The organism is Pseudomonas sp. GT1P32 (assembly GCF_054897805.1).
Genome location: NZ_CM142704.1, coordinates 5,430,092 through 5,450,806 on the forward strand (window position 1 = coordinate 5,430,092; position 20,715 = coordinate 5,450,806).

General features: G+C 60.0%; 18 protein-coding genes, 1 rRNA gene and 2 pseudogenes. 12 read left to right on the forward strand and 9 right to left on the reverse strand.

The annotated features are described in order from the left end of the window. The first annotated feature begins 50 nt into the window (after window positions 1-50). From rrf to ACYZUC_RS24925, 4 genes are all read left to right on the forward strand, one after another. Window positions 51-166 (forward strand): 5S ribosomal RNA (gene rrf / locus ACYZUC_RS24910). A 145-nt stretch (window positions 167-311) separates the two neighbouring features. After that, on the forward strand, window positions 312-971 hold the full coding sequence (locus tag ACYZUC_RS24915; RefSeq protein WP_461991018.1) for a paraquat-inducible protein A: 660 nt from the start codon (window positions 312-314) through the stop codon (window positions 969-971). Further along, on the forward strand, window positions 958-1,581 hold the full coding sequence (locus ACYZUC_RS24920; RefSeq protein WP_461991020.1) for a paraquat-inducible protein A: 624 nt from the start codon (window positions 958-960) through the stop codon (window positions 1,579-1,581). Before ACYZUC_RS24915 ends, ACYZUC_RS24920 begins: the two co-directional genes overlap by 14 nt. Next, window positions 1,574-3,877 (forward strand): PqiB family protein, encoded by a 2,304-nt coding sequence (locus tag ACYZUC_RS24925; RefSeq protein ID WP_461991022.1) that lies wholly within the window; start codon window positions 1,574-1,576, stop codon window positions 3,875-3,877. Before ACYZUC_RS24920 ends, ACYZUC_RS24925 begins: the two co-directional genes overlap by 8 nt. A gap of 205 nt (window positions 3,878-4,082) precedes the next feature. On the opposite strand, the gene mksF is transcribed toward ACYZUC_RS24925, so the two are convergent. From mksF to mksB, 3 genes are read right to left on the reverse strand one after another with little or no spacing between them, the layout of a single operon-like run. Then, window positions 4,083-6,923: an Mks condensin complex protein MksF gene (gene mksF / locus ACYZUC_RS24930; protein ID WP_461991024.1), complete on the reverse strand. Its 2,841-nt coding sequence runs from the start codon at window positions 6,921-6,923 to the stop codon at window positions 4,083-4,085. Continuing rightward, entirely contained in the window at window positions 6,920-7,621 is a 702-nt protein-coding gene (gene mksE, locus ACYZUC_RS24935) for an Mks condensin complex protein MksE (RefSeq protein ID WP_461991026.1), read from the reverse strand. The genes mksF and mksE overlap by 4 nt, the downstream gene beginning before the upstream one ends. Beyond that, window positions 7,611-8,888, reverse strand: coding sequence for an Mks condensin complex protein MksB (gene mksB, locus ACYZUC_RS24940; protein WP_214378716.1), 1,278 nt, complete (start codon window positions 8,886-8,888; stop codon window positions 7,611-7,613). Before mksB ends, mksE begins: the two co-directional genes overlap by 11 nt. 219 nt (window positions 8,889-9,107) lie before the next feature. On the opposite strand from mksB, the gene ACYZUC_RS24945 reads away from it, so the two are divergent. After that, the gene (locus ACYZUC_RS24945; protein WP_461996758.1) at window positions 9,108-9,848 is read left to right on the forward strand and encodes an energy transducer TonB; all 741 of its coding nucleotides are present in this window, start codon (window positions 9,108-9,110) and stop codon (window positions 9,846-9,848) included. Then, complete coding sequence (gene rimI, locus ACYZUC_RS24950; RefSeq protein WP_008025817.1) at window positions 9,841-10,293, forward strand: ribosomal protein S18-alanine N-acetyltransferase; 453 nt, start codon at window positions 9,841-9,843, stop codon at window positions 10,291-10,293. The genes ACYZUC_RS24945 and rimI overlap by 8 nt, the downstream gene beginning before the upstream one ends. A gap of 115 nt (window positions 10,294-10,408) precedes the next feature. Here rimI and ACYZUC_RS24955 read toward each other — a convergent pair whose 3' ends face one another. Next, the gene (locus ACYZUC_RS24955) at window positions 10,409-10,813 is read right to left on the reverse strand and encodes a serine kinase/phosphatase (protein ID WP_461991029.1); all 405 of its coding nucleotides are present in this window, start codon (window positions 10,811-10,813) and stop codon (window positions 10,409-10,411) included. 168 nt (window positions 10,814-10,981) lie between these two features. On the opposite strand from ACYZUC_RS24955, the gene can reads away from it, so the two are divergent. Further along, window positions 10,982-11,626 (forward strand): carbonate dehydratase, encoded by a 645-nt coding sequence (gene can / locus ACYZUC_RS24960; protein ID WP_461991031.1) that lies wholly within the window; start codon window positions 10,982-10,984, stop codon window positions 11,624-11,626. 12 nt (window positions 11,627-11,638) lie between these two features. Here the strand turns inward: can and ACYZUC_RS24965 are convergent, their stop codons facing one another. The 3 genes from ACYZUC_RS24965 to ACYZUC_RS24975 all read right to left on the reverse strand — a co-directional run bounded on the left by ACYZUC_RS24965 (window position 11,639) and on the right by ACYZUC_RS24975 (window position 15,034). After that, entirely contained in the window at window positions 11,639-12,151 is a 513-nt protein-coding gene (locus tag ACYZUC_RS24965; RefSeq protein WP_461991033.1) for an SET domain-containing protein-lysine N-methyltransferase, read from the reverse strand. A 181-nt stretch (window positions 12,152-12,332) separates the two neighbouring features. Further along, window positions 12,333-13,505, reverse strand: coding sequence for a hypothetical protein (locus tag ACYZUC_RS24970; RefSeq protein ID WP_461991035.1), 1,173 nt, complete (start codon window positions 13,503-13,505; stop codon window positions 12,333-12,335). A gap of 110 nt (window positions 13,506-13,615) precedes the next feature. Beyond that, the gene (locus ACYZUC_RS24975) at window positions 13,616-15,034 is read right to left on the reverse strand and encodes a short-chain fatty acid transporter (protein ID WP_033061219.1); all 1,419 of its coding nucleotides are present in this window, start codon (window positions 15,032-15,034) and stop codon (window positions 13,616-13,618) included. Between the two features lie 201 nt (window positions 15,035-15,235). Here ACYZUC_RS24975 and ACYZUC_RS24980 point away from each other — a divergent pair, with 201 nt between their 5' ends. The 4 genes and pseudogenes from ACYZUC_RS24980 to ACYZUC_RS24995 all read left to right on the forward strand — a co-directional run bounded on the left by ACYZUC_RS24980 (window position 15,236) and on the right by ACYZUC_RS24995 (window position 18,653). Continuing rightward, window positions 15,236-16,549, forward strand: coding sequence for an MFS transporter (locus tag ACYZUC_RS24980; RefSeq protein ID WP_461991037.1), 1,314 nt, complete (start codon window positions 15,236-15,238; stop codon window positions 16,547-16,549). A gap of 219 nt (window positions 16,550-16,768) precedes the next feature. Continuing rightward, a pseudogene (locus ACYZUC_RS24985) lies at window positions 16,769-17,407 on the forward strand (PAS domain-containing protein); the annotation flags it as partial. 153 nt (window positions 17,408-17,560) lie between these two features. Next, a pseudogene (locus ACYZUC_RS24990) lies at window positions 17,561-17,995 on the forward strand (methyl-accepting chemotaxis protein); the annotation flags it as partial. A gap of 58 nt (window positions 17,996-18,053) precedes the next feature. After that, window positions 18,054-18,653 (forward strand): flavin reductase family protein, encoded by a 600-nt coding sequence (locus ACYZUC_RS24995; RefSeq protein ID WP_461991039.1) that lies wholly within the window; start codon window positions 18,054-18,056, stop codon window positions 18,651-18,653. Window positions 18,654-18,657: 4 nt separating this feature from the next. On the opposite strand, the gene ACYZUC_RS25000 is transcribed toward ACYZUC_RS24995, so the two are convergent. Both ACYZUC_RS25000 and ACYZUC_RS25005 read right to left on the reverse strand, forming a co-directional pair. Further along, window positions 18,658-19,026 (reverse strand): cupin domain-containing protein, encoded by a 369-nt coding sequence (locus ACYZUC_RS25000; protein WP_461991041.1) that lies wholly within the window; start codon window positions 19,024-19,026, stop codon window positions 18,658-18,660. A gap of 76 nt (window positions 19,027-19,102) precedes the next feature. After that, on the reverse strand, window positions 19,103-19,912 hold the full coding sequence (locus tag ACYZUC_RS25005) for an AraC family transcriptional regulator (protein WP_461991043.1): 810 nt from the start codon (window positions 19,910-19,912) through the stop codon (window positions 19,103-19,105). Window positions 19,913-20,066: 154 nt separating this feature from the next. Here ACYZUC_RS25005 and ACYZUC_RS25010 point away from each other — a divergent pair, with 154 nt between their 5' ends. Further along, window positions 20,067-20,708, forward strand: a complete 642-nt coding sequence (locus ACYZUC_RS25010) for a LysE family translocator (RefSeq protein WP_461991045.1) — start codon at window positions 20,067-20,069, stop codon at window positions 20,706-20,708. Window positions 20,709-20,715 lie beyond the last annotated feature (7 nt).

The following is a 20,715-nucleotide window of genomic DNA, read 5'->3' on the forward strand; positions in this document are numbered from 1 at the left end:
CGCATACCCAATTCGCTGGAACGTCGCAAGACGCGTCAGCTCAAGAATTTCTTGACGACCATAGAGCATTGGAACCACCTGATCCCATCCCGAACTCAGCAGTGAAACGATGCATCGCCGATGGTAGTGTGGGGTTTCCCCATGTGAGAGTAGGTCATCGTCAAGATTAAATTCCGAAACCCCAATTGCGAAAGCAGTTGGGGTTTTGTTTTGCCCGCAAAAAAGCACACCCCGGACAAGCACAAATTTGCACAGTTATTTTCGACTCAGGACACTAGAATAGGTCCAACTTTTTCGGAGTCAGTGCCTTTATGCCAGATCCGGTTGACGCCCCCGGGCTGTCAGAATTACCGCTGGACGACTTGGTGGCGTGCCATGAGTGCGACTTGCTGATGCGCAAGCCCAAGCTCGCCAATGGCGAGAAAGCCCTGTGTCCACGCTGCGGCTACGAGCTCTACGCTCATCGGCACAACGTTGTGCAACGCAGTCTCGCCTTGGTCATCGCCGCGCTGTTGTTGTACATCCCGGCGAACTTTTTACCCATCATGCAGCTCAATCTACTCGGGCAGTCGTCGCAAGATACTGTCTGGAGCGGCGTTGTCGGCCTGTTTGATACCGGTATGCAAGGCGTCTCAGTGATTGTGTTCCTGTGCAGCATGGGGATCCCGTTGCTCAAACTGCTTTGCCAACTGGTCGTGCTGCTGAGCATTCGTTTTGATATCGGCCGTAGTTACGGTTTGTTGCTCTATCGGATTTATCACCATCTACGCGATTGGGGGATGCTCGAGGTCTACCTCATGGGCGTGCTGGTGGCGATCGTCAAACTGGCAGATATGGCAGCAATCACCGTCGGTCTCGGCCTGGCGTGCTTTATCGGTTTGTTGTTGGTCCAGGTCTGGTTGGAGGTCGTGATGTCGCCCCATCAGATCTGGCAGGCTTTATCAGGAGAGGATGCCCATGCGGGCGATTGATGCAGGCATTCTGATTTGCGCCGAATGCCATGAATTGAACAAGCAGGAAGCTGACACCGACGAGCAGGTTTGCACCCGCTGCGGTGCGTTGGTTCACGCCCGCCGCCCCAACAGCCTCGTACGTACCTGGGCGTTGTTGATCACGGCGGCGATTCTCTACATTCCGGCCAACGTACTGCCGATCATGACGGTCAGTTCCCTCGGTCAGGGCGATCCCAGCACCATCATGTCCGGTGTAATCCAACTGGTTCAGCACGGCATGATTCCCATCGCCGCCGTGGTTTTTATCGCCAGTATCCTGGTGCCTACGTTCAAATTGGTGGGCATCGCGTTGCTGCTGTTTTCGGTGCAGCGCCACCAGCCGCTTTCGGCTCGTCAACGGATCTGGATGTACCGCTTTATCGAATTCATCGGTCGCTGGTCAATGCTCGATATCTTTGTGATTGCCATCCTGGTGGCGGTCGTGAATTTTGGACGGCTTGCCAGTGTCGAAGCCAATCTTGGCGCCATCGCTTTCGCCAGTGTGGTGATTCTGACGATGCTTGCCGCAGTAACTTTCGATCCCCGACTGATTTGGGATAACACGGAGTCGGACGACGACCATGACTGATTTGCCCACAGCGAAAACCCGACCGGCCTCGAACTGGTCAGCCATTTGGGTGTTGCCCCTGATCGCCTTGATCATCGGCGGCTGGCTCGGCTGGCGCGCCTACAACGAGACTGGCATCGAGATTCAGGTGCGTTTCGAAAGCGGTGAAGGCATTCAGGCCAACAAGACCGAAGTGGTCTACAAAGGCATGTCAGTCGGCAAGGTGAAAACCCTCACGCTTGATGACGAAGGCGCCTCCAAAGGGGTGATCGCCACCGTTGAGATGAACAAGGAAGTGGAGCAATACCTGCGGACCAGCACGCGCTTCTGGCTCGTCAAGCCGAGCGTGACCCTGGCGGGTATCACGGGCCTGGAAACCCTGGTCTCCGGTAACTACGTCGCGATCAGTCCGGGGGAAGGCGAGCCCACACGCAGGTTCAAGGCCCTGGCTGAAGAACCGCCGCTGTCGGATGCCCAGCCCGGTCTGCACCTGACCATCAAGGCTGACCGCCTCGGTTCGCTGAACCGTGGCAGCCCGGTGTTCTACAAGCAGATCAAAGTAGGTCAGATCAAAAGTTACTTGCTGTCCGAAGACCAAAGCACAGTTGAGCTCAAAGTGTTCATCGAGCCCACCTACGCCAAGCTCGTACGCAAACACACACGTTTCTGGAATGCCAGCGGCATCAGCATCGACGCTAACCTGTCCGGTGTGAAAGTGCGCAGTGAGTCCCTGGCCAGCATCGTCGCCGGCGGTATTGCGTTTGCCACGCCGGAAAACCGCAGGGACAGCCCGCCCACCGATCCGAGCCTGCCGTTCCGTCTCTATGAGGACTTCGATGCGGCGGCGGCCGGTATACGGGTCAAGGTCAAACTCACCGATTTCGAAGGCCTGCAGGCCGGTCGTACGCCGGTAATGTACAAAGGCATTCAGGTCGGCAATCTGAAAGCGTTGAAGATCGATCCCGATCTGTCCGGTGCTACCGCTGAACTGACCCTTGATCCACTGGCTGAAGATTACCTGGTCGAAGGCACTCAATTCTGGGTGGTCAAACCGTCGATCTCCCTGGCCGGTATCACCGGGCTTGAAGCGCTGGTCAAAGGTAACTACATCGCTGTGCGTCCCGGCGATAAAGGCGCAGCGCCACAACGTGAGTTCGTGGCACGGGCCAAGGCGCCGCCGCTGGATTTGCGTTCGCCGGGCCTGCACCTGGTGTTGTTCACCGAAAATCTTGGTTCGCTGGAAGTTGGTAGTCCGATTCTCTACAAGCAGGTCAAGGTCGGTTCGGTCCAGAGCTATCAGTTCTCGCACAAGAAAAAACAGTTGGTGATCGGTGTACACATCGAAAAGGAATACGAAGGGTTGGTTAACGCCTCGACCCGATTCTGGAATGCCAGTGGCATTACGCTCACGGGCGGATTGACTGGCGGAATCCAGGTCAAAAGTGAATCGTTGCAAAGCCTGATGGCTGGCGGTATCGCCTTCGAAACCCCACTGGCCAAAGCCCCGCTGCAAAAGAAAATTCCGCGTTTCCGTCTGTTCGCCAGCCATGACGAAGCCAACCAGAAAGGCGCCGTGATCACGATCAAGGTCGATCGCGCCGATGGCTTGCGCAGCGGCACCCCGGTGAGATTCAAAGGTCTGGACGTTGGCAAGATTGAAGACGTCGACCTCACCGATGACCTGCAATCGGTGATGCTCACCGCGCGGATCACCGAAGTGCCGGAGCGTATCGCTCGGGTCGGCAGTCAGTTCTGGGTGGTCAAACCCGAGCTGGGTCTGCTCAAAACGTCGAACCTGGAAACCCTGGTGACCGGCCAATACATCGAAGTGCAGCCGGCCGCGAAAAACCTCGGGCCGCAGAATAACTTCGTAGCGCTGGCCAATCCTCCTGAAACCGCCAAACAGGAAGCCGGGTTAAGTCTGGTTCTCAGCGCCGCTCGCCGCGGTTCGTTGAAAACCGGCGTGCCAGTGACGTATCGCGAAGTCACCGTGGGCAAGGTGACGGGGTATGAACTGGGCCAGACGGCTGACCGTGTGTTGATACACATCCTGATCGAGCCGAAGTACGCGCCGTTGGTGCGCAGCGGCACACGATTCTGGAACACCAGCGGTTTCGGTTTCGATTACGGTTTGTTCAAAGGCGCGACGGTTCGTACCGAATCGCTGGAGACGCTGATTCAGGGCGGCATCGCTTTCGCCACGCCGGATGGGGATCGCATGGGTAACCCGGCGCGAGCGGAGCAGACGTTCCCGTTGTTCGACAAGTTTGAAGATGAATGGCTGACTTGGGCGCCGAAGATATCGCTCGGCAAGTAATTCATTGGTGTCTGGGACGACGCATTCGCGGGCAAGTCGGATCGCCGCCCGCTCGCTCCTACAGGTTCGGTGTTGATCTGTAGGAGCGAGGCTTGCCCGCGAAGAGGCACTCAAATGCACTGAAAAACCTAAAAGACATGTGCACAAAAAAGGCCGCGATCCATTTGGATCGCGGCCTTTTTTATTGCTTCGGATTTAACTCAGATCAAACCGCATCCAGCTCCGGTTCATCCGCTTCAACATTAACCACCGCCTTCACCTCATCGTGACGACGGATGTACTTCCAGTCCGCCTCATCGATATAGATCCCGTTCGGCCCGCTACCCCCTTCCAGGTCAATCGCCACACTGGCGCAGACCTGCGGCTTCACACTCGCCAGAATCGGCACGAAGCCCAGTTGCAGACTGGTTTCCAGCAACGCTGCCTGGTTCTTCTCATCGATGTCCGCCGCCTCGTCGAGGTAGTACGGCAGGCGCACGCGACCGGCCTGGTCGCGGTCCATCAAGTGCAGCAACAAGTACATGTTGGTCAACGCCTTGATGGTCATCGTCGTGCCGTTGGACGCGGCGCCGTCGATGTCGGTGTGGATCACCGGTTGACCGTTGACCTTGGTGATCTCGAATGCCAGTTCGAACAAGTCCTTGAGACCAAGCTGGTTGTGGTTCGCCGCTACCAGGCGCGCCAGGTATTCCTTGGCTTCTTCGTTCTTGTTGTCCTGATCGGCGCTTTGGCTCAGGTCGAACACGGAGAGGGTTTCGCCTTCTTCGTACTGACCGGCGCTGTGGATGATCTGGTCGATGTGCTTGAGCGCTTCCTTGTTCGGCGCAAGCACGATGCGGAAGCTCTGCAGGTTGGAGACCTGGCGCTTGTTGATCTCGCGGTTGAACAGCGCCAGTTGGTGCTCGAGGCTGTCGTAGTCGCTGCGGATGTTGCGCAGGGTCCGGGCGATGTCGGTAACCGCGGCACGGCGTGCCTTGCCGAGGGTCAGGGCTTCGTCGGTGCGGTGCGCATACGCGTTGATCAGCAGTTGCAGGCGACGCTCCATATCGTCTTCGCTGTCGAACTTGGCCACGCCCTTGAGGCGTACCTGAGCGTACAACGCGTCGATCTGGCCATCGCTGCGCAGCAAGCCCTGCCAGCTGTCCTGATAGTCGTTGAGCAGCGGCAACAGGTTGTCCATGGAATCGTCGATCGGGTCCATGAACGGCGTGCCGAACGGCAGGTCTGCCGGCAACAGCTGACGGCGGCGCAGGGCGTCGTCGAGGGTGCGTTGCTTGGCTTCCATGTCGCCGATCTGCCGGCCGACCAGTTGCAGCTTGGCCGACAGTTGTTGGACACGTTCGGTGAAGGCGTCGCTGGAACGTTTCAGTTCTTCCTGCGCCGCTTCCATCTGCGCCAGTTGCTCAAGTTTGTCGTCTTCCTCGGCGCTCAGGGTTTGCGCGCGACGGAAATCTTCCAGGGCTTTCTGCGCGTCCAGCACTTGCTGGTACAGCGCTTCGGTCTGGGTCTTGCTCGCTGCGCGGTCGGCGACCACGGCAGCCTGAGTTTTCAGTTGCTTGAGTTCTTTTTCCAGACGGTCTTTCTGATCGCGCAACGCGGCACGGTCCGCCAGGGCCTGCAATGCCGGAGGCTCAATGTGCGAGATGTCGATGGACAAGCCCGGTACTTCGAAGCGCTCGCCTTTGAAGCCGTCGAGGATCAGCTCCATGGATTTGACCCACTGACCGTCCTCGTCCAGCGTGATGCCATGCTCGCCCAACGGCAGGCTGAACAACGCGCTGTTGAACAAGCGCATCAGACGCTCGACGTCCTGTTGCGAGAACTCTTCACGCAGACGGGCGTAGCTGTTGTTGTCGGCGTGATCGAGTTGCTGTTTCACCGACTTCAAACGTTTTTCCAGATCGCGCAGACGCTCTTCCAGGTCTTCGGCAGAGAACTGCCGCGACTGTGCCAGCGCACCGGCCAGTTCATCGTGCGCGTCCTTGGCCGCGAGCAATTGCTGCTCAAGGACCTTGACGTCAGTCACCAACGCGAAGCGATGCTTGAGCACCGACAACTCGCCGAGCCAGCGCTGGATACCAGTGATTTCCCGCTCCAGACGCATCAGCTCCTGCGTGCCGCCACGCTGATCATTCTGCAGCGCGTCCTGCTCGTTGCGGTAATGTTCGGCCTGAATCGTCAGTTCTTCCTTGCGCGCACTGGCGTAGTCCGACCAGGTGCCGAGCAATGAATCGAGCAGCGGCGAGATCCGGTGCAGTTTGCCGCGCAGGATATTGCGCTGGGCAACGCCTGAGGCCAGCGCTTCAACCAGCGGGCCGGCGGTGACCAGCGAGTTGTAGTCCTGCTCCATGCGTCGTACATCGCGGAAGGCTTCTTCGCACGCAGCGATGTAATCGACACTGCCGGAACGCAGGCTGTGTTCGAAAGCATCGAGGAACAACTGCTTGAGCTTGGCCGCGGTGATTTCGCGCATGTGCAGCAGGTTGATGAACAGCGCGCGGAAGGTCTTCAGGCTCTGCTCGCTGGTGGAGCGCAGCGGAATCAGGGTCAGGTCCAGCGGAATTGAGGTGTGACCACCGACCAGCAAACGACGCAGTTCATCCGGCTTGAGTTCGTAGGCTTTCAGGCCTTCGCGCTCAAGATTGGTGAACAGTTCTTTCTGACGCAGGCAGGTGTCGTTTTTCTGGTAGTGGGCCAGGTCGAGTTTGCCGGCGTAGGCAAAGAACTGGTGGCCGAAACCACCTCCCGGGCCGCGACCGACCACGCCGATCACGTGCGGGCCGTGGGGCAGCGAGACTTCAACCAGGATGTAACTGGTGTCCGAAGCGAAGTAGAAACGCCGGGATTGTTCCAGGCTGTACTTGCCGAAACTCATGTCCGACATGCGCGCCAGAATCGGGAACTGCAAGGCGTTGATCGACGCGGATTTACCGAGGTTGTTCGCGCCGTAGACCGACAACGGTTCTTCCAGCGGAAACAGGCCGAGGCTGTAACCGGCGGTGTTCAAAAGGGCAAAGCGGCGGATGCCGTAGCGTTCCTTGCTCATGCATCGGTCTCCTGTTCTTCAGCAATGGCGCGGGCCAGGGCGTCTTCTTCGCTTTCTTCTTCGAAGTCGCTCAAGTCCAGCGGGTCATCGGTTTGCAGCAGTTTCTCGTCGCTGTCGTCGTCGATCAGTACCGGAACCGGCAGCGGCAGCACGCTGTGCAGGCTGGCAGCCAGGTCGCGGTCTTGCTGAACCGACAGGCACACGTCGAGGAAACGGTGCATCGGCGGCAGGAAGCGGTAGACGCCGTTTTCTTCACCGGCGAACCCAAGCTGCGTCATGCGGCGCATGATTTTTTCTTCGAGTTCTTCGACGGTCTGCACTTCGGCCTGGATGAACAGGTCGCGGTACTTTTCCAGCAGCGACGGCAGTTCATCGCGACCGAGGCTGCCGCCGTCGAGCACGGCAATCGGGTCACGGCCCTGATCGGCCAGATGCTCGACGAGGATGAAGGTGAACAGCGCCAGACGCTGCGCGGTCTTGTTCACGGCAGCGGCGGCGAGGTCCGGCACAAAGTAGTAGAAACCGCGGGTGTCGCAGACCAGTTCAAAACCCAGCGCCTTGAACAGCGTGCGGTACTGGTCCTGGAAGTTCGACAGTTGCGCGTACAGCTCCGGGTCGCGGCGGCTGACGTGGTAGCCCTTGAACAGCTCGCGAAAGATCGGCGCCAGCTGGGACAGTTCGGATAGATCAAGATGCATGTGGAGTGCTCGCAGAATCCTCGGCGGCGGTGTCGCGGGCCGAGAGCAGGGCGAAGGAGCGCAGGCTGACCTGGTGCTCGTGAGTGTGGTAATCGCGGCGTTCCAGACGCTCGCGTTTGAAGCGTTTTTCCCGCGACAGGCGCGAGAACCAGTACAACAATTCGTCGGTGGCGCCGTCCGGTTCCTGCTCCAGCAGCCAGGTCATCAGGTCTGGCATCGGCAGCGCGTCTTCGCAGCGTTCAAGCATTTCGCGAACGGTGCGTGGTGCGCGCGGCGCTTCGCCTTTCTGGGTCTTGTGGGCCTTGGGGAAACGCGCCGGTTTCGGCTCGAAACGGGCCAGCGCGTAGACGTAGGCTTCGACCTGACTGGCGCTGCCGAGAAAGGTGCTTTGCGGCCGGGTGAACATCGGCATCGCTGCTTGTGGCACCGCGTCGATACCTTTGCGACGGATGGCCGACAAGGCCAGCGCTGCGCCACGGGTCACGGCGTTGTGCCGGCGGGCTTCTTCACGCAGCGGCAGCAGCAGTTCGCGGGCATGACGCAGCGTCAATTGAGCGCTGGTCTGCATTTCGAGGATGCGTGCGTGGGTGCGCAGCAGCATGTCGTCGTCGACCAGGTGGCCGAGGCGTTGCTGCTCGGTGAGCATCTTCAACAGGACGTTTTCGACCTTGCGTACGCCTTGTTCGAAGGCGCCGTCGGCGTTCACCAACTGAATCATTGGCTCGACGTATTCGTCCCAGGTCGCCAGTACTTCGGCGTAACGCTGACGCAGCGGGATCTGCCGGTCGCTGGTCTTGGCACGTTCGGCGACGGCCACCAGCGCCTGTTCGTCGTTGGCGAGTTTCTTCAGTACATCGCGCACACGCATGTCGAGCAGGCGCAATTGGCGCGCCAGGTCGTGGCCGTCGCGGATGTCGAAGGCGTCCTGGATGTAACCGGCCAGACGTTCGAGGTGGCGCAGATAGGCTTCGATTTCCAGGCACAGGCCCAGGCGGTGCTCACGGCGCAGGTAAGCGAGGAAGTCGTGGATCTGCGCGTTGAGCTCGAAACGGTTCGGGCTTTTCGCCACGGGAACCAGAATGTCGAGGCGGATCCACACGTCCAGCAGGCTGGTGATGTCCTGCGGCGTACTGTCGAGTTGCTGGGCGGCCAGTTGCGTGCGCAGTTCGTTGAGGCTCAGTGTGCCTTGGTCGAAGTGCTCGCACAGTGGCTCCAGAAGTGCCCAGTGTTCAGCGAGGGCGCGCAAGACGCGCTTGGGTTCGATCATCGGAATGGCCGGCTGGTTGGCGATTAAAAGCCGCGATTGTACTGCATCGGGACCGATGCGATTCACTCTCGGGACGGGCTGTAGCTGTTTCTAAGGGAAAGAGTATCGATCAAGCGCGGGCGATCTTGAGCGAAGGGCGGTAGAATCAGCGCACTTTAGTTATCCACAAGTGGCCGACCTTTGCTAATCGAGTCCCGTCGCCGCGCTTATTTGACCGCCATGCAGGTGGTCAACTGGCTGCCGCGCACCGAATTGCCCTTCGCCGCGCCTTCACGGCCCGAGCTGCTGGAGATGCCCGAGCCGTTGGTCGTCGCCCCGGTGGTGCCGGTGCCAGTGGCCGATGCGCCTGCGGAACCTGTGGTCAAACCGGCCGAACGGGTAAAAATCGAGGTGCCGCGGCCATCGTTGGCCAGCACGCGCACCAACGCCAAGGTCGAAGAAGAGGAGGCACCGGTCGCGGTCAAGGCGCCGATCGTGCCGCCACCGCGTTTCGCCCTGCAATTGCTGCGTGCCGGTCGTTGCCTGCTGCTGGTGGAGTTACCCACAGGCGAAACCTTCCAGACCCGCGATCCCGCCTATCTGCTGCTCAAAGACATGCTGCGCGCCGCCGGTCTGCCGGACAGCCCGCAAATTGTCGGCGAACCGGTGCGCTGGCCATTGTTGGTTCGCGGCACCATGGATCAAGGCCCGGAAGCGGCTCGTGATTTCGTACAAGGTTTTCTCTCGGCCCGGCTGGAAGACGCACCGTGCGTCTGCGTGTGGCTGATCGGCCTGCCGGCGGTGCGTTTTGCCGGCGAGGCCAACGCCGAATCCTTCAATCGTGAACTTCAGGTCGAAGGCCTGGGCGCGGTCTGGGCCCTGCCGGGCCTGGAATTATTAATGGAAGAGCCACAGCGTAAGGCTGATGTCTGGCAAGCCATGCGTCGGCTGATGGCGCGCTGGAAAGAATCGAATGAGTGACGCTGTATCGTTTCGCCCGATGACCGAGGCGGACCTGGACGCTGTCCTGAAAATTGAATTCGCGGCGTACAGCCATCCCTGGACCCGCGGGATTTTTCTCGATGGGCTGGGCAAGTACCAGATCTGGCTGATGTTCGAAGGTTCACAGCAGGTCGGGCACGGCGTGGTGCAGATCATTCTGGATGAAGCGCACCTGCTGAACATCACCGTCAAACCGGAAAATCAGGGCCGTGGCCTGGGTTTGACGCTGCTGGAACACCTGATGTCGATTGCCTACAAAGCTGAGGCGCGGGAATGTTTTCTGGAAGTGCGCGACAGCAATCGCTCGGCGTTTCGGTTGTATGAGCGGTACGGGTTCAACGAGATTGGCCGGCGTCGGGATTATTATCCGGCGGTGGGTGGGCGCGAAGATGCCGTGGTCATGGCCTGCACCCTGGTGGATTGAGCCTTAAAAGCTTCGCGGGCAAGCCTCGCTCCTACGTCTGCAATGCAATTCCCCGTAGGAGCGAGCGGGCGGCGATCCGACTTGCCCGCGAAGGCGTCCTCATTGACTCCCACGATCACCGATTCCCATCCAGCGGATCCAGCCGCGCCAGTTCTTCTTCATCCAGCCCATTGCCCCCGCCGATGTCATCTTCATCGACGATGCTCAAATCCCAATCGGCCCGGCGATCTTCACCCGCCTCGTGGGCGTCCCGCACACCGTCTTCACGGATCAACGTTTCCGGGCTCATGTCATCATCGGTGGACTCATGGTCAGCGGTAGAGGCGCCGGTCATGCCGGCTTCACGCACGCGGTTTCGCGGCATCAGTCGCTCGCGTTCCGTTTGCGTCAGTTCGTCGCCGATTTTCGCGCTGGGTTCTTCCTCGTCGAAATCCAGCTCCTGCAGCGAACCCATGCGGTCTTCGTTGTCGTCGATGGGCTCGGGTTGCACCGCATCGTACGGACGTCGTGAATCATTCATGGTAATTCCTCATACTGTGAGCCTTACTACGGTAGACCCACTGGGCGGCCGGGAATTCCGCCGGCAGGGAACACCGGTAATATGCCTCATCGGCAATCTGCATCTTGCGCGTGACCCCGACGGGCGGTTGTCTGTCAAAGCAGCGCATCATTCTCGAGGCTTCATTGCATGAACGACTTACAAGATCTGATTGATAACAACGAGCGCTGGGCTGACGCGATCACCAAAGAAGATCCTGATTTCTTCGCCAAACTGGCGCGTCAGCAAACGCCGGAATTCCTCTGGATCGGCTGCTCCGACGCCCGTGTACCGGCGAACGAGATTGTCGGCATGCTGCCTGGCGACCTGTTCGTCCACCGCAACGTGGCTAACGTGGTGCTGCACACAGACCTCAACTGCCTGTCGGTGATTCAGTACGCGGTGGACGTGCTCAAGGTCAAACACATCCTCGTTACCGGCCACTATGGCTGCGGCGGTGTGCGTGCTTCGATGCAGGATCGCCAGTTCGGCTTGATCGATGGCTGGCTGCGGTCGATTCGTGACCTTTACTACGAAAAGCGCGAAGAACTCTCCAAACTGCCTACCGAAGAGGAGCAGGTTGATCGCCTTTGCGAACTCAACGTGATCCAGCAAGTGGCCAACGTCGGGCATACCAGCATTGTGCAAAACGCCTGGCACCGCGGACAGAAACTGTCGATTCACGGCTGCATCTACGGCATCAAGGACGGTCGGTGGAAGAGCCTGAATGCCACCATCAGTGGTTTCGAGCAGTTGCCGCCGCAGTACCGCCTGCGTCCATTCGAGCCGCTGTAAAAGCCCCCGGCGTCATCGGCGCCAATTCTGGAAGAACAACTGGCCAGCGGCATTCGGCGATTCGTCGTAGCCGGTGATCCAGCCACGGCAGCAAGGACAACCACAGCGGCAGGCAAACTGCCGCTGCAGCCTGTCTTCCGTCGTGGCGAAATCCATCGTCAGTCGATCGCCTTTTTTGATGTCTTTGAGCGCCCATAACCACAGTTCACTCATGTCGAGAAAGGCGTTGGGGTCGCAGGCGTGGTTAAGCAATCCGCAGAAGCGCGGGTCATAGACATGAATGCCCGGCGCCATTTGCCGAGTGCGTCGGCAGCGATAGGGCAGCAAATGCCCGGAAATACGGCAGATTCGGCTCAGCCGCGGGAATTCGCGCAAAGCGGCGACAGCGATTGGCTCTCCCTGAGCATTGTTGATGATTTGAAAGTCTTCCGTGGTAGGGAATCCCAGTCGAGGGGGCAATTCCATAAACGGATAGATGCCATTGAATGGCGGTGAGGTGATTCCTTGCTCAGCGTGGGGTTTCATCACAATCCTTGTCGGCGGGGCGCTGCGACCTCCGTCAGCTGACATCCTGTCAGCCCTGCAGCACATGGGTACGCCTCAAGACTCTCGCAAAAAAAACCACCGGTCTACTGTCATAACTGACAGAGGAAAAGCGCGCGCTCCCACGTCAGCCAAGGCTCACGCAGGAACGCCGTTCAGTTTTTTACAGATGCGTAGCAGGCACTGCGGTCGCAGGCGTGGGGACCTTGAGCTGTTTGAGTTGAGCCTTGATCGGCGTCGTCGCGCATTTGGCCGTGGCTTGCCCAGGCGTCAGGTTGCGGATCGAGGTGTAGAACAGTTCGCAGGTTTTATCTGCCTGAGCCACCTGCCAGGTCTGGGTGCAGCTTCTTAGTTCGATGTCTGGATTGCTGTCGAGGTCGCGGCCCATTGTGGCCTGCCAGCATGCGGCACTCAAGTCCTGGCCCATGACTTTAAGGCCCGCCGCGTCGGCCTGGGCCTGGGCATCTTTACCGGTGTAGCTGGCCGGGTCGGCGGCGTACCAGATGTAGCTCGGGTGGTTGGAACCCAGTACTGGCACTTTCACCCCTTCCTTCGGACTGATGGTTGCCAGGCCCAGTACGTTCACGGTCGGCCCGTATTGCTGCTTGATCCAGTTACGCACCGGCGCACCGAACGCGACCATCGGCAACGCAGCACCGCTGGCGTTCTGGCTGACTTCCTTGACCATGGTGGTCTGGTAGTCCTTGAAGTAGTCGTAGACGCCTTCGAGATCCTTGCCTGCGTTGGAGGGCGCGGCGATCGGGGCGATGTCGATGATGGTCTGGAAAGCCGGCGTATGATCGGCAGGGATGCCATTGATCGTCAGCAGCGTGGCCCAACGATCGGTGGTCTTGGACTCCAGATAGTCCTGGGCCTGTGTCAGCGAGTAATCCGGCGGGAAGTGCAGCAACTCGACACTTCTGCGGTTCTCCAGGGCCATGCCCAGCGGCAGGAACAAGTACCAGCTATAAGCCCACTTGCCGTCGGCATTCAGCTTGCTGGCGCCGGTATAAGCCAGATCGCCGGCATCGAGCAGCGCTGCCAACGGCTTTTCATAGCCCCTGGGCACACCGGTGATTGCGGCATAGAGCTGATCGTTATCGGTTTTGACCTGCACCTTCGCATCGCTGTAACCATCACGCTGCACGCTTTGCGTCAGGTAATGCTCGACGGTTTGCTCCAGCGTCCAGTTGCGAAAGCAGATCACGTTGCAGTTGTTGGGGTAAGCGAACAGCCGGGTGACGCGCTCGGTGCTGCCCAGTTTCAGATCGGCATCCGCCTGGGCGGCGGTGCTCAGGGTGAGGGCGGCGAGGGTGAGTGCTGCGAGTTTGAACATGCTCAGATCCTTTTCAGCGTGTGGGCCCTCGAGAACGGGCGAAGACATACTGAAACAGAAGAGACCGAACGAGAAGTAGGGGCCGATAGAAATATCGGCCCCTTTTTGCATTACGGCATCACCGGCGCCGTATACGTCAGCGTCGTCCCCAACGCCCACAGCAGAAACAGCACCAGCGGCGTATGCACCAGCAGTTGTACGAACGAAAACCCGATCAAGTCCCTAGCCTTCAAACCCAGCACGCCCAGCAGCGGCAGCATGTAGAACGGGTTGATCAGGTTCGGCAAGGCTTCGGCGGCGTTGTAGATCTGCACGGCCCAGCCCAGGTGGTAGTTCAGGTCGGTGGCCACTTGCATCACATACGGCGCTTCGATGATCCACTTGCCGCCGCCCGACGGGATGAAGAAGCCGAGGATCGCCGAGTACACGCCCATCAGCAGCGCGTAGGTGTCGTGGGACGCGATTTGTACGAAAAAGGTCGAGATGTGGTGCGCCAGAGTCTGCGCGTCAGTGCCTTTGACCGTGGTCATCAGTGCGGCGATCGAGCCGTACAACGGGAACTGGATCAGCACGCCGGTGGTGGTCGGCACCGCGCGGGACACCGCATCGAGGAAACTGCGCGGGCGCCAGTGCAGCAGGGCACCGAGCATGATGAACAGGAAGTTGTAGGTGTTCAGCCCGGAAATCGCACTGATTGCCGGTTTGGTCGAGAACTCGTGGAACAGCCACCCGGCCGCCAGCAGCACCAGCAGAATCGTCAGCAGCGGGCTGTGTTCCAGCCATTCGCCGGGGCGAGTACGCGGTTGCAGCGGTGGCAGGTTGAAGCTCGGGTCGATGCCGCAGGCTTTGGCATCGCGGGCCGAGTTGGGGCCTGGGGCGGTGGCGTAGGCAATGATCAGCGAGATCACGATCAGCGCCAGCAACATGACGCCGGACTGCCAGAGAAAGATGGTTTGCGTGAACGGAATCACCCCGGTGATCGACAGGATCGACGGCGGCAAACTGGCCGGGTTGGCCTGCAACTGCGCAGCCGACGACGACAGGCCCAGGGCCCACACCGCGCCAAGGCCCAGGTATGCGGCAGCACCGGCGGCGCGATAATCCATTTTCAGATCGGTGCGGCGGGCGAGGGCGCGCACCAGCAAGCCGCCGAACACCAGCGACAACCCCCAGTTCAACAGCGATGCGACCATGGAAATCAGCGCCACCCACGCCACGGCGGAGCGGCCGTTCTTGGGGATGCGCGCCAGACGGTCGATCAGCTTGACGGCGGGCGGCGAGCTGGCGACTACATAACCGCCGATCACCACGAACGCCATCTGCATGGTGAACGGAATCAGGCTCCAGAACCCGTCACCGAAGGCCATCGCGGCATCGGTGGGTTTCGCGCCCATGAACAGGGTGGCCACGGCGACGATGATCACCGCCAGCGCAGCAAACACCCAGGAATCAGGAAACCAGCGTTCGGCAAAACTTGAACAGCGCAGGGCAAAACGGGCGGAGCGGGTATCTTCGATATCAGCAGCCACGGGAGTACCTCGAATTTTTATGTTTGTTATGGTCTTCAGGGCTGCAAAGGCCCGTCTGGACAGGTGCCAACAGTAAATCAATCGGTCACGATTTGTGACGAAGTTTTACCCATACGGGACTATGGTCTAACGGGTTGTCCGCTGGCGCGTTTGCGTAGACCATGTGCGCCTTGGTTTTTTGCCCATGCCAGAGTTCTTTTGATGACTGCCCTTAACGATTCGCGCCCGGCACCGTTCAGCCGCTCGGACTACAAGACCCTCGGCCTAGCGGCCCTCGGCGGCGCGCTGGAAATCTACGATTTCATCATTTTCGTGTTTTTCGCCCTGACCCTCAGTCAGCTGTTCTTCCCGCCGGAAATGCCCGAATGGCTGCGCCTGCTGCAAAGTTTCGGGATTTTTGTCACCGGTTACCTGGCGCGGCCGTTGGGCGGGATTCTGATGGCGCATTTCGCCGACCGGCTGGGGCGCAAGAAAGTCTTCAGCCTGAGCATTCTGATGATGGCGCTGCCGTGCCTGCTGATCGGCATCATGCCGACCTACGCCCAGATCGGTTACTTCGCACCCTTGCTGTTGTTGGTCCTGCGGGTGCTGCAAGGCGCGGCGGTCGGCGGTGAAGTGCCGAGCGCCTGGGTGTTCGTCGCCGAGCACGCGCCGGCCGGGCATCGCGGTTATGCACTGGGTTTCCTTCAAGCCGGGCTGACCTTTGGCTACTTGATCGGAGCGCTGACAGCGACCTTTCTGGCGCAGGCGTTCACCCCGGCGGAGATCCTCGATTTCGCATGGCGTTACCCGTTTCTGCTGGGCGGCGTATTTGGCGTGATAGGCGTCTGGCTGCGCCGCTGGCTCAATGAAACTCCGGTGTTCATGGCGATGCAGGCGAAGCGTGATGCCGCCGTCGAACTGCCACTGCGCACGGTCCTGCGTGAACATCGCCTGGCCATTTTGCCGGCGATGATCCTCACCTGCGTGCTGACTTCAGCCGTGGTGGTGTTTGTGGTCATCACCCCGACCATGATGCAGAAAACCTTCGGCATGACCGCCAGCCACACCTTCGGCCTGAGCGCATTGGGCATCGTGTTCCTGAACATCGGCTGCGTACTCGCCGGTTTGCTCGTCGACCGTATCGGCGCCTGGCGCACCGTGATGCTGTACAGCCTGCTGCTGCCGCTGGGCATCGGCGTGCTTTATACCTGCCTGATCATCGGTGGCAACTGGATCGGTCTGGCGTATGCGATTGCCGGCCTGAGTTGTGGCGTGGTCGGCGCGGTGCCGTCGGTGATGGTCAGCCTGTTCCCGGCGCGGATTCGCGTCTCGGGGATTTCCTTCACGTACAACATTGCCTACGCCGCGTGGGCGAGTGTCACACCGCTGTTGCTGATCGGTCTGATGCCGTGGAGCCCATGGATCTGCGTGATTTTCTGCGCGGTGATGGGCGCGGTGGGCGTGAGCAGCGCGCTGTATTTCGGCGCTCGTACGCCGAACACAGGTAATTGCCCGGCGGCTGGCGCCATCTGATTGAAGGTGGCGCTGCGCCCATGACAACTATTTTTGTAGGACAACCCTGAAACACTCTTCAGAAAATATCCCCAAGGCCGATGGCTAGGCTGCATGCCGCTTTTTTCTCCCTGCCATCGGTGCTTTCCCATGTTCAACAAACGCTTGAAGCAAGAGTTGTCGGCTCTTCGCGAAGAACTCTCCTGCCTTCAGCAAGTGAAGGAAAGTCTGGAAAGCGAAATGCTGGCCCTGACGCTCCACCCCGATGGCCGGATTCAATCGGCCAACCAGAACTTCCTCAGCGAGATGCTCTATAAGAGCCACGACCTGATCGATCGTCCGATCGAAGACATCGTGCCGCCCCACGTGAAGTCCGATGAATTCCATCACCGTTTCAAGGCTGCGCTGACCCGTGGCGAGCACTTCGCCGGTGCGGTGCGCCTACTGCGTGGCGATGGCCAGGAAGCCTGGTTGCGCTCGATCGTGCAGCCGGTGCGATCCTCGGACGGACGGATCAAGCATATTTCGATTTACTCCAGTGACCTGACCCGCACCATCGAGGCATCCCGTGAACACGAGAACCTGATCGGCGCGCTGGTACGCTCGACGGCGGTGATCGAGTTCGACCTCGCTGGCAACGTGTTGTCGGCCAACGACCGCTTCCTCAACGGCATGGGTTACAGCCTGGCGCAGATCAAGGGCAAACATCACCGTACCTTCTGTGATGCGCAGGAGTACAACAGCGCCGAGTATCAGGACTTCTGGCGTCGCCTGAATGCCGGCGAGTTTGTCGCCGGCCGCTTCAAGCGCGTGGATAACCACGGGCGTACGGTCTGGCTGGAGGCGTCCTACAACCCGGTGGTCGACGCCAATAACAAACTCTACAAAGTGGTGAAGTTCGCCACGGTGATTACCGATCAGGTCAATCAGGAACAGGCTGTCGCTGAAGCGGCGAACATTGCCTACGGCACCTCGCAGCAAACCGATCAAAGCGCCCAGCGCGGCACGGCGGTAGTGACACAAGCGGTGAACGTGATGCGCGACCTGGCCAAGCATATGCAAACGGCCGGCGAGGGCATCGAGGCCTTGAACGAGCAGTCGCTGGTGATCGGCACCATCGTCAAAACCATCAGCGGCATCGCCGAGCAGACCAACCTGCTGGCACTCAACGCGGCGATCGAAGCGGCCCGTGCCGGTGAACAAGGTCGTGGTTTTGCCGTGGTCGCGGACGAGGTCCGGCAATTGGCTTCGCGCACCAGTCAGGCCACCGATGAAATTGTCGTGGTGGTGCGTCAGAACCAGGAAATGGCGCGTAACGCGGTGTCTCTGATGACCGACGGCAAAACTCAAGCGGAGCAAGGGCTGGCGCTGGCGGCAGAGGCGGGCACGGTGATTGTCGAGATTCAGGACGGCGCGCAGAAAGTGGTGAACGCGGTCGGGCAGTTTGCCAACCAGCTAACGACTTGATGCCTGCGAACCGGGCGGATATCGCTACAATCGGCTCTTTTCCCCAGGAGCAGATCCCATGAGCGCTTCCCACCGCCGTCCGGTTCCCTTGTCCAAGGCTTATCGCCTGCTCAACCATGGGCCGACCGTGCTGGTCAGCGCGGCCCATGACGGGCAGCGCAACATCATGGCGGCGGCCTGGGCCATGCCGCTGGATTTTGAACCACCGAAAATTGCCGTGGTGCTCGACAAGTCCACCTGGACCCGGCAACTGCTGGAAGCGTCGGGCACGTTCGTGCTGAACGTACCCTGCGCTGCCCAGGCCGATATCGCGCAAACCGTCGGCTCGACCTCGGGCCTGGAGCTGACTCAAGGCCAGGGCCGGGACAAGTTCCAGACCTATGGCTTGCAGACCTTCAACGGCGAGTTGATCGACGCGCCGATGCTCGAAGGCTGCGTGGCCTGGCTCGAATGCCGGTTGCTGCCGGAACCGAACAACCACCAACAATACGATCTGTTCCTGGCCGAAGTGATTGCGGCCCAGGCGGACGAGCGCGTGTTCAGCGACGGACGTTGGCATTTCGAGGGGCACGATGCGTTGCGCACCTTGCACCACGTGGCGGGCGGGCATTTCCTGACCATCGGTGATCCGGTGGACGGCAAAGCCTTGCAGCCGTAAGACTTCAGACCCAGAGGTCATTCTCCGCCGTGCGCTCGCCACCCTTGTCGCCGGTGTTCAACACGCCCCGGGGTTCGATCAGCAGGAGTTTCACCTCCTGCTCGGCGAACGGCTTGTGCTCGACGCCCTTGGACACCACGAACATTTCGCCGGCGTTCACCAGCACGTGGCCATCACGAAAATCGATGCGCAACTGGCCTTCGAGCACGATGAAGGCTTCGTCGGTATCGAGGTGGTCGTGCCAGATGAAATCCCCCAGCAGCTTCACGACCTTGAACTGGTAGTCGTTCATTTCGGCAATGACGCGCGGTGTCCAGTGCGAGTCGATCCGGGCGATTTTTTCGGCGAAGTTCAGGCTTTCGTAAGCTTTCATGAAGAAGCTCTCGTGGTTGATCGTAGAACCACGGTAACCAGCGCAACGGCGCACTTCTTGTACGATTGTGCGTGGCTCAGCGCCGGTGCATTTTCATCCAGCGCGCCGGTGACAAGCCGTAGGTTTTGCTGAACTGGCGGGTCATGTGGCTCTGGTCGGTGAAGCCGGCGATCAACGCGGCACTGACCAGCGACTGGCCCTGAATCAGCAGCGAGCGGACCAGGTCCAGGCGACGCATGGTCAGGTATCGATAAGGGCTGGTGCCGAACAACAGGCGAAAATCCCGTGACAGGCTCCAGCGATCTCGCCCGCTGTGGTGCGCCAGCTCTTCCAGGGTCACGGTGCGATCCAGGGCGCTGTGCATGTACTCCCGCGCGCGTTCCGCTGCCACATAGTCGAAGCTTGGGCGCGTGTCGGTCACTCCGCCTACGCTGTTCAAGGCTTGAGCCAGATCGAACAGCGCGTCCTGTTCTTCCAGCGGTTCGAGCGGGCAATCGAGACTGCGCAGCAGCACTTCGGTGGCGGCGAACAGGCGTGGGTCGGTCGACAGCCCGTTCTTGATGAACGGCAGCGGTTGACCGCCGAGCATCTGCTGGATCAGCGCCGGTTCGATGTACATCATCCGGTAGTGGAACCCGGTCTCGGTCCCGGCCTCACCATCATGGATTTCGTCCGGGTGCAGCACCATCGTTCCGCCGGGCAGGCTGTGGCGCCAGGCGCCGCGGTACTGATAACTCTGCACGCCGGCCAGGGTGTGACCGATGGCGTAGGTGTCGTGGCGGTGCAAGTCGTAGCCATGACCGGCAAAAAAAGCTTCGAAACGCTGCAGGCCAGAAACGTCGGGCGCGCGGTGGAACCAGTCATTGCGAGGCGGGTGAGGGGCCATGGTGATCGTTGCCTTGAGTTTTATGCAGAACACGTTAGCCCAGTGACCGGTCGTCTGTCTGCTGGCGGATGGAAGGTCTCGCACGAGTAGAAAACCGAGTGCAAATGTTGCAATGTGTTGCGCATCCTCTGCAGCCAAGAAGGCGACCCACATAATGGAAATATCCCACCTGAGCTACGCCGCTCCGTTGTTGTCGCTGGCGCTGTTGTGGACGGTTGCGGTGGTGACGCCGGGGCCGAACTTCTTCAACATCGCGCAGTTGGCAGCCAGTCAATCCAAACGTCACGGCGTGGTGGCTGCGCTGGGCGTGGCCACCGGCACGGTGCTCTGGGGGCTGGCGGGTGGGTTGGGCATCAAGTCGCTGTTCAGCGCGGCGCCGACGCTTTACCTGAGTTTCAAGATTGCCGGTGGTTGTTACCTGATCTATCTCGGCTTGAAGCAGTTCAAGCGCAAACCGCCGGTTGCTGCGGGCGACAGCCGCTTGCTTGACGGCGCGGGGCGCACATTGTGGTCGGTGTATGGCCAGGGTTTTCTGGGCAACATGACCAACCCAAAATCCGCACTGTTCGTGGCGACGATCTTCGCGACCGCCATGCCCGCGACGGTGCCCCCGACATTGCTGGCGCTGGCCGTATTGACCATGGCGACGTTGTCGTTCAGTTGGTATTGCAGCGTGGCACTGGTTTTCTCCAGCCGTCGGATGGCGCGGGTGTACGACCGTTCGCGCCAATGGCTGGATCGCTTTGCCGGCAGTTGCTACCTGTTGTTCGGTGCGCATCTGGTGGCCAGTCGCTGAGGAGTTC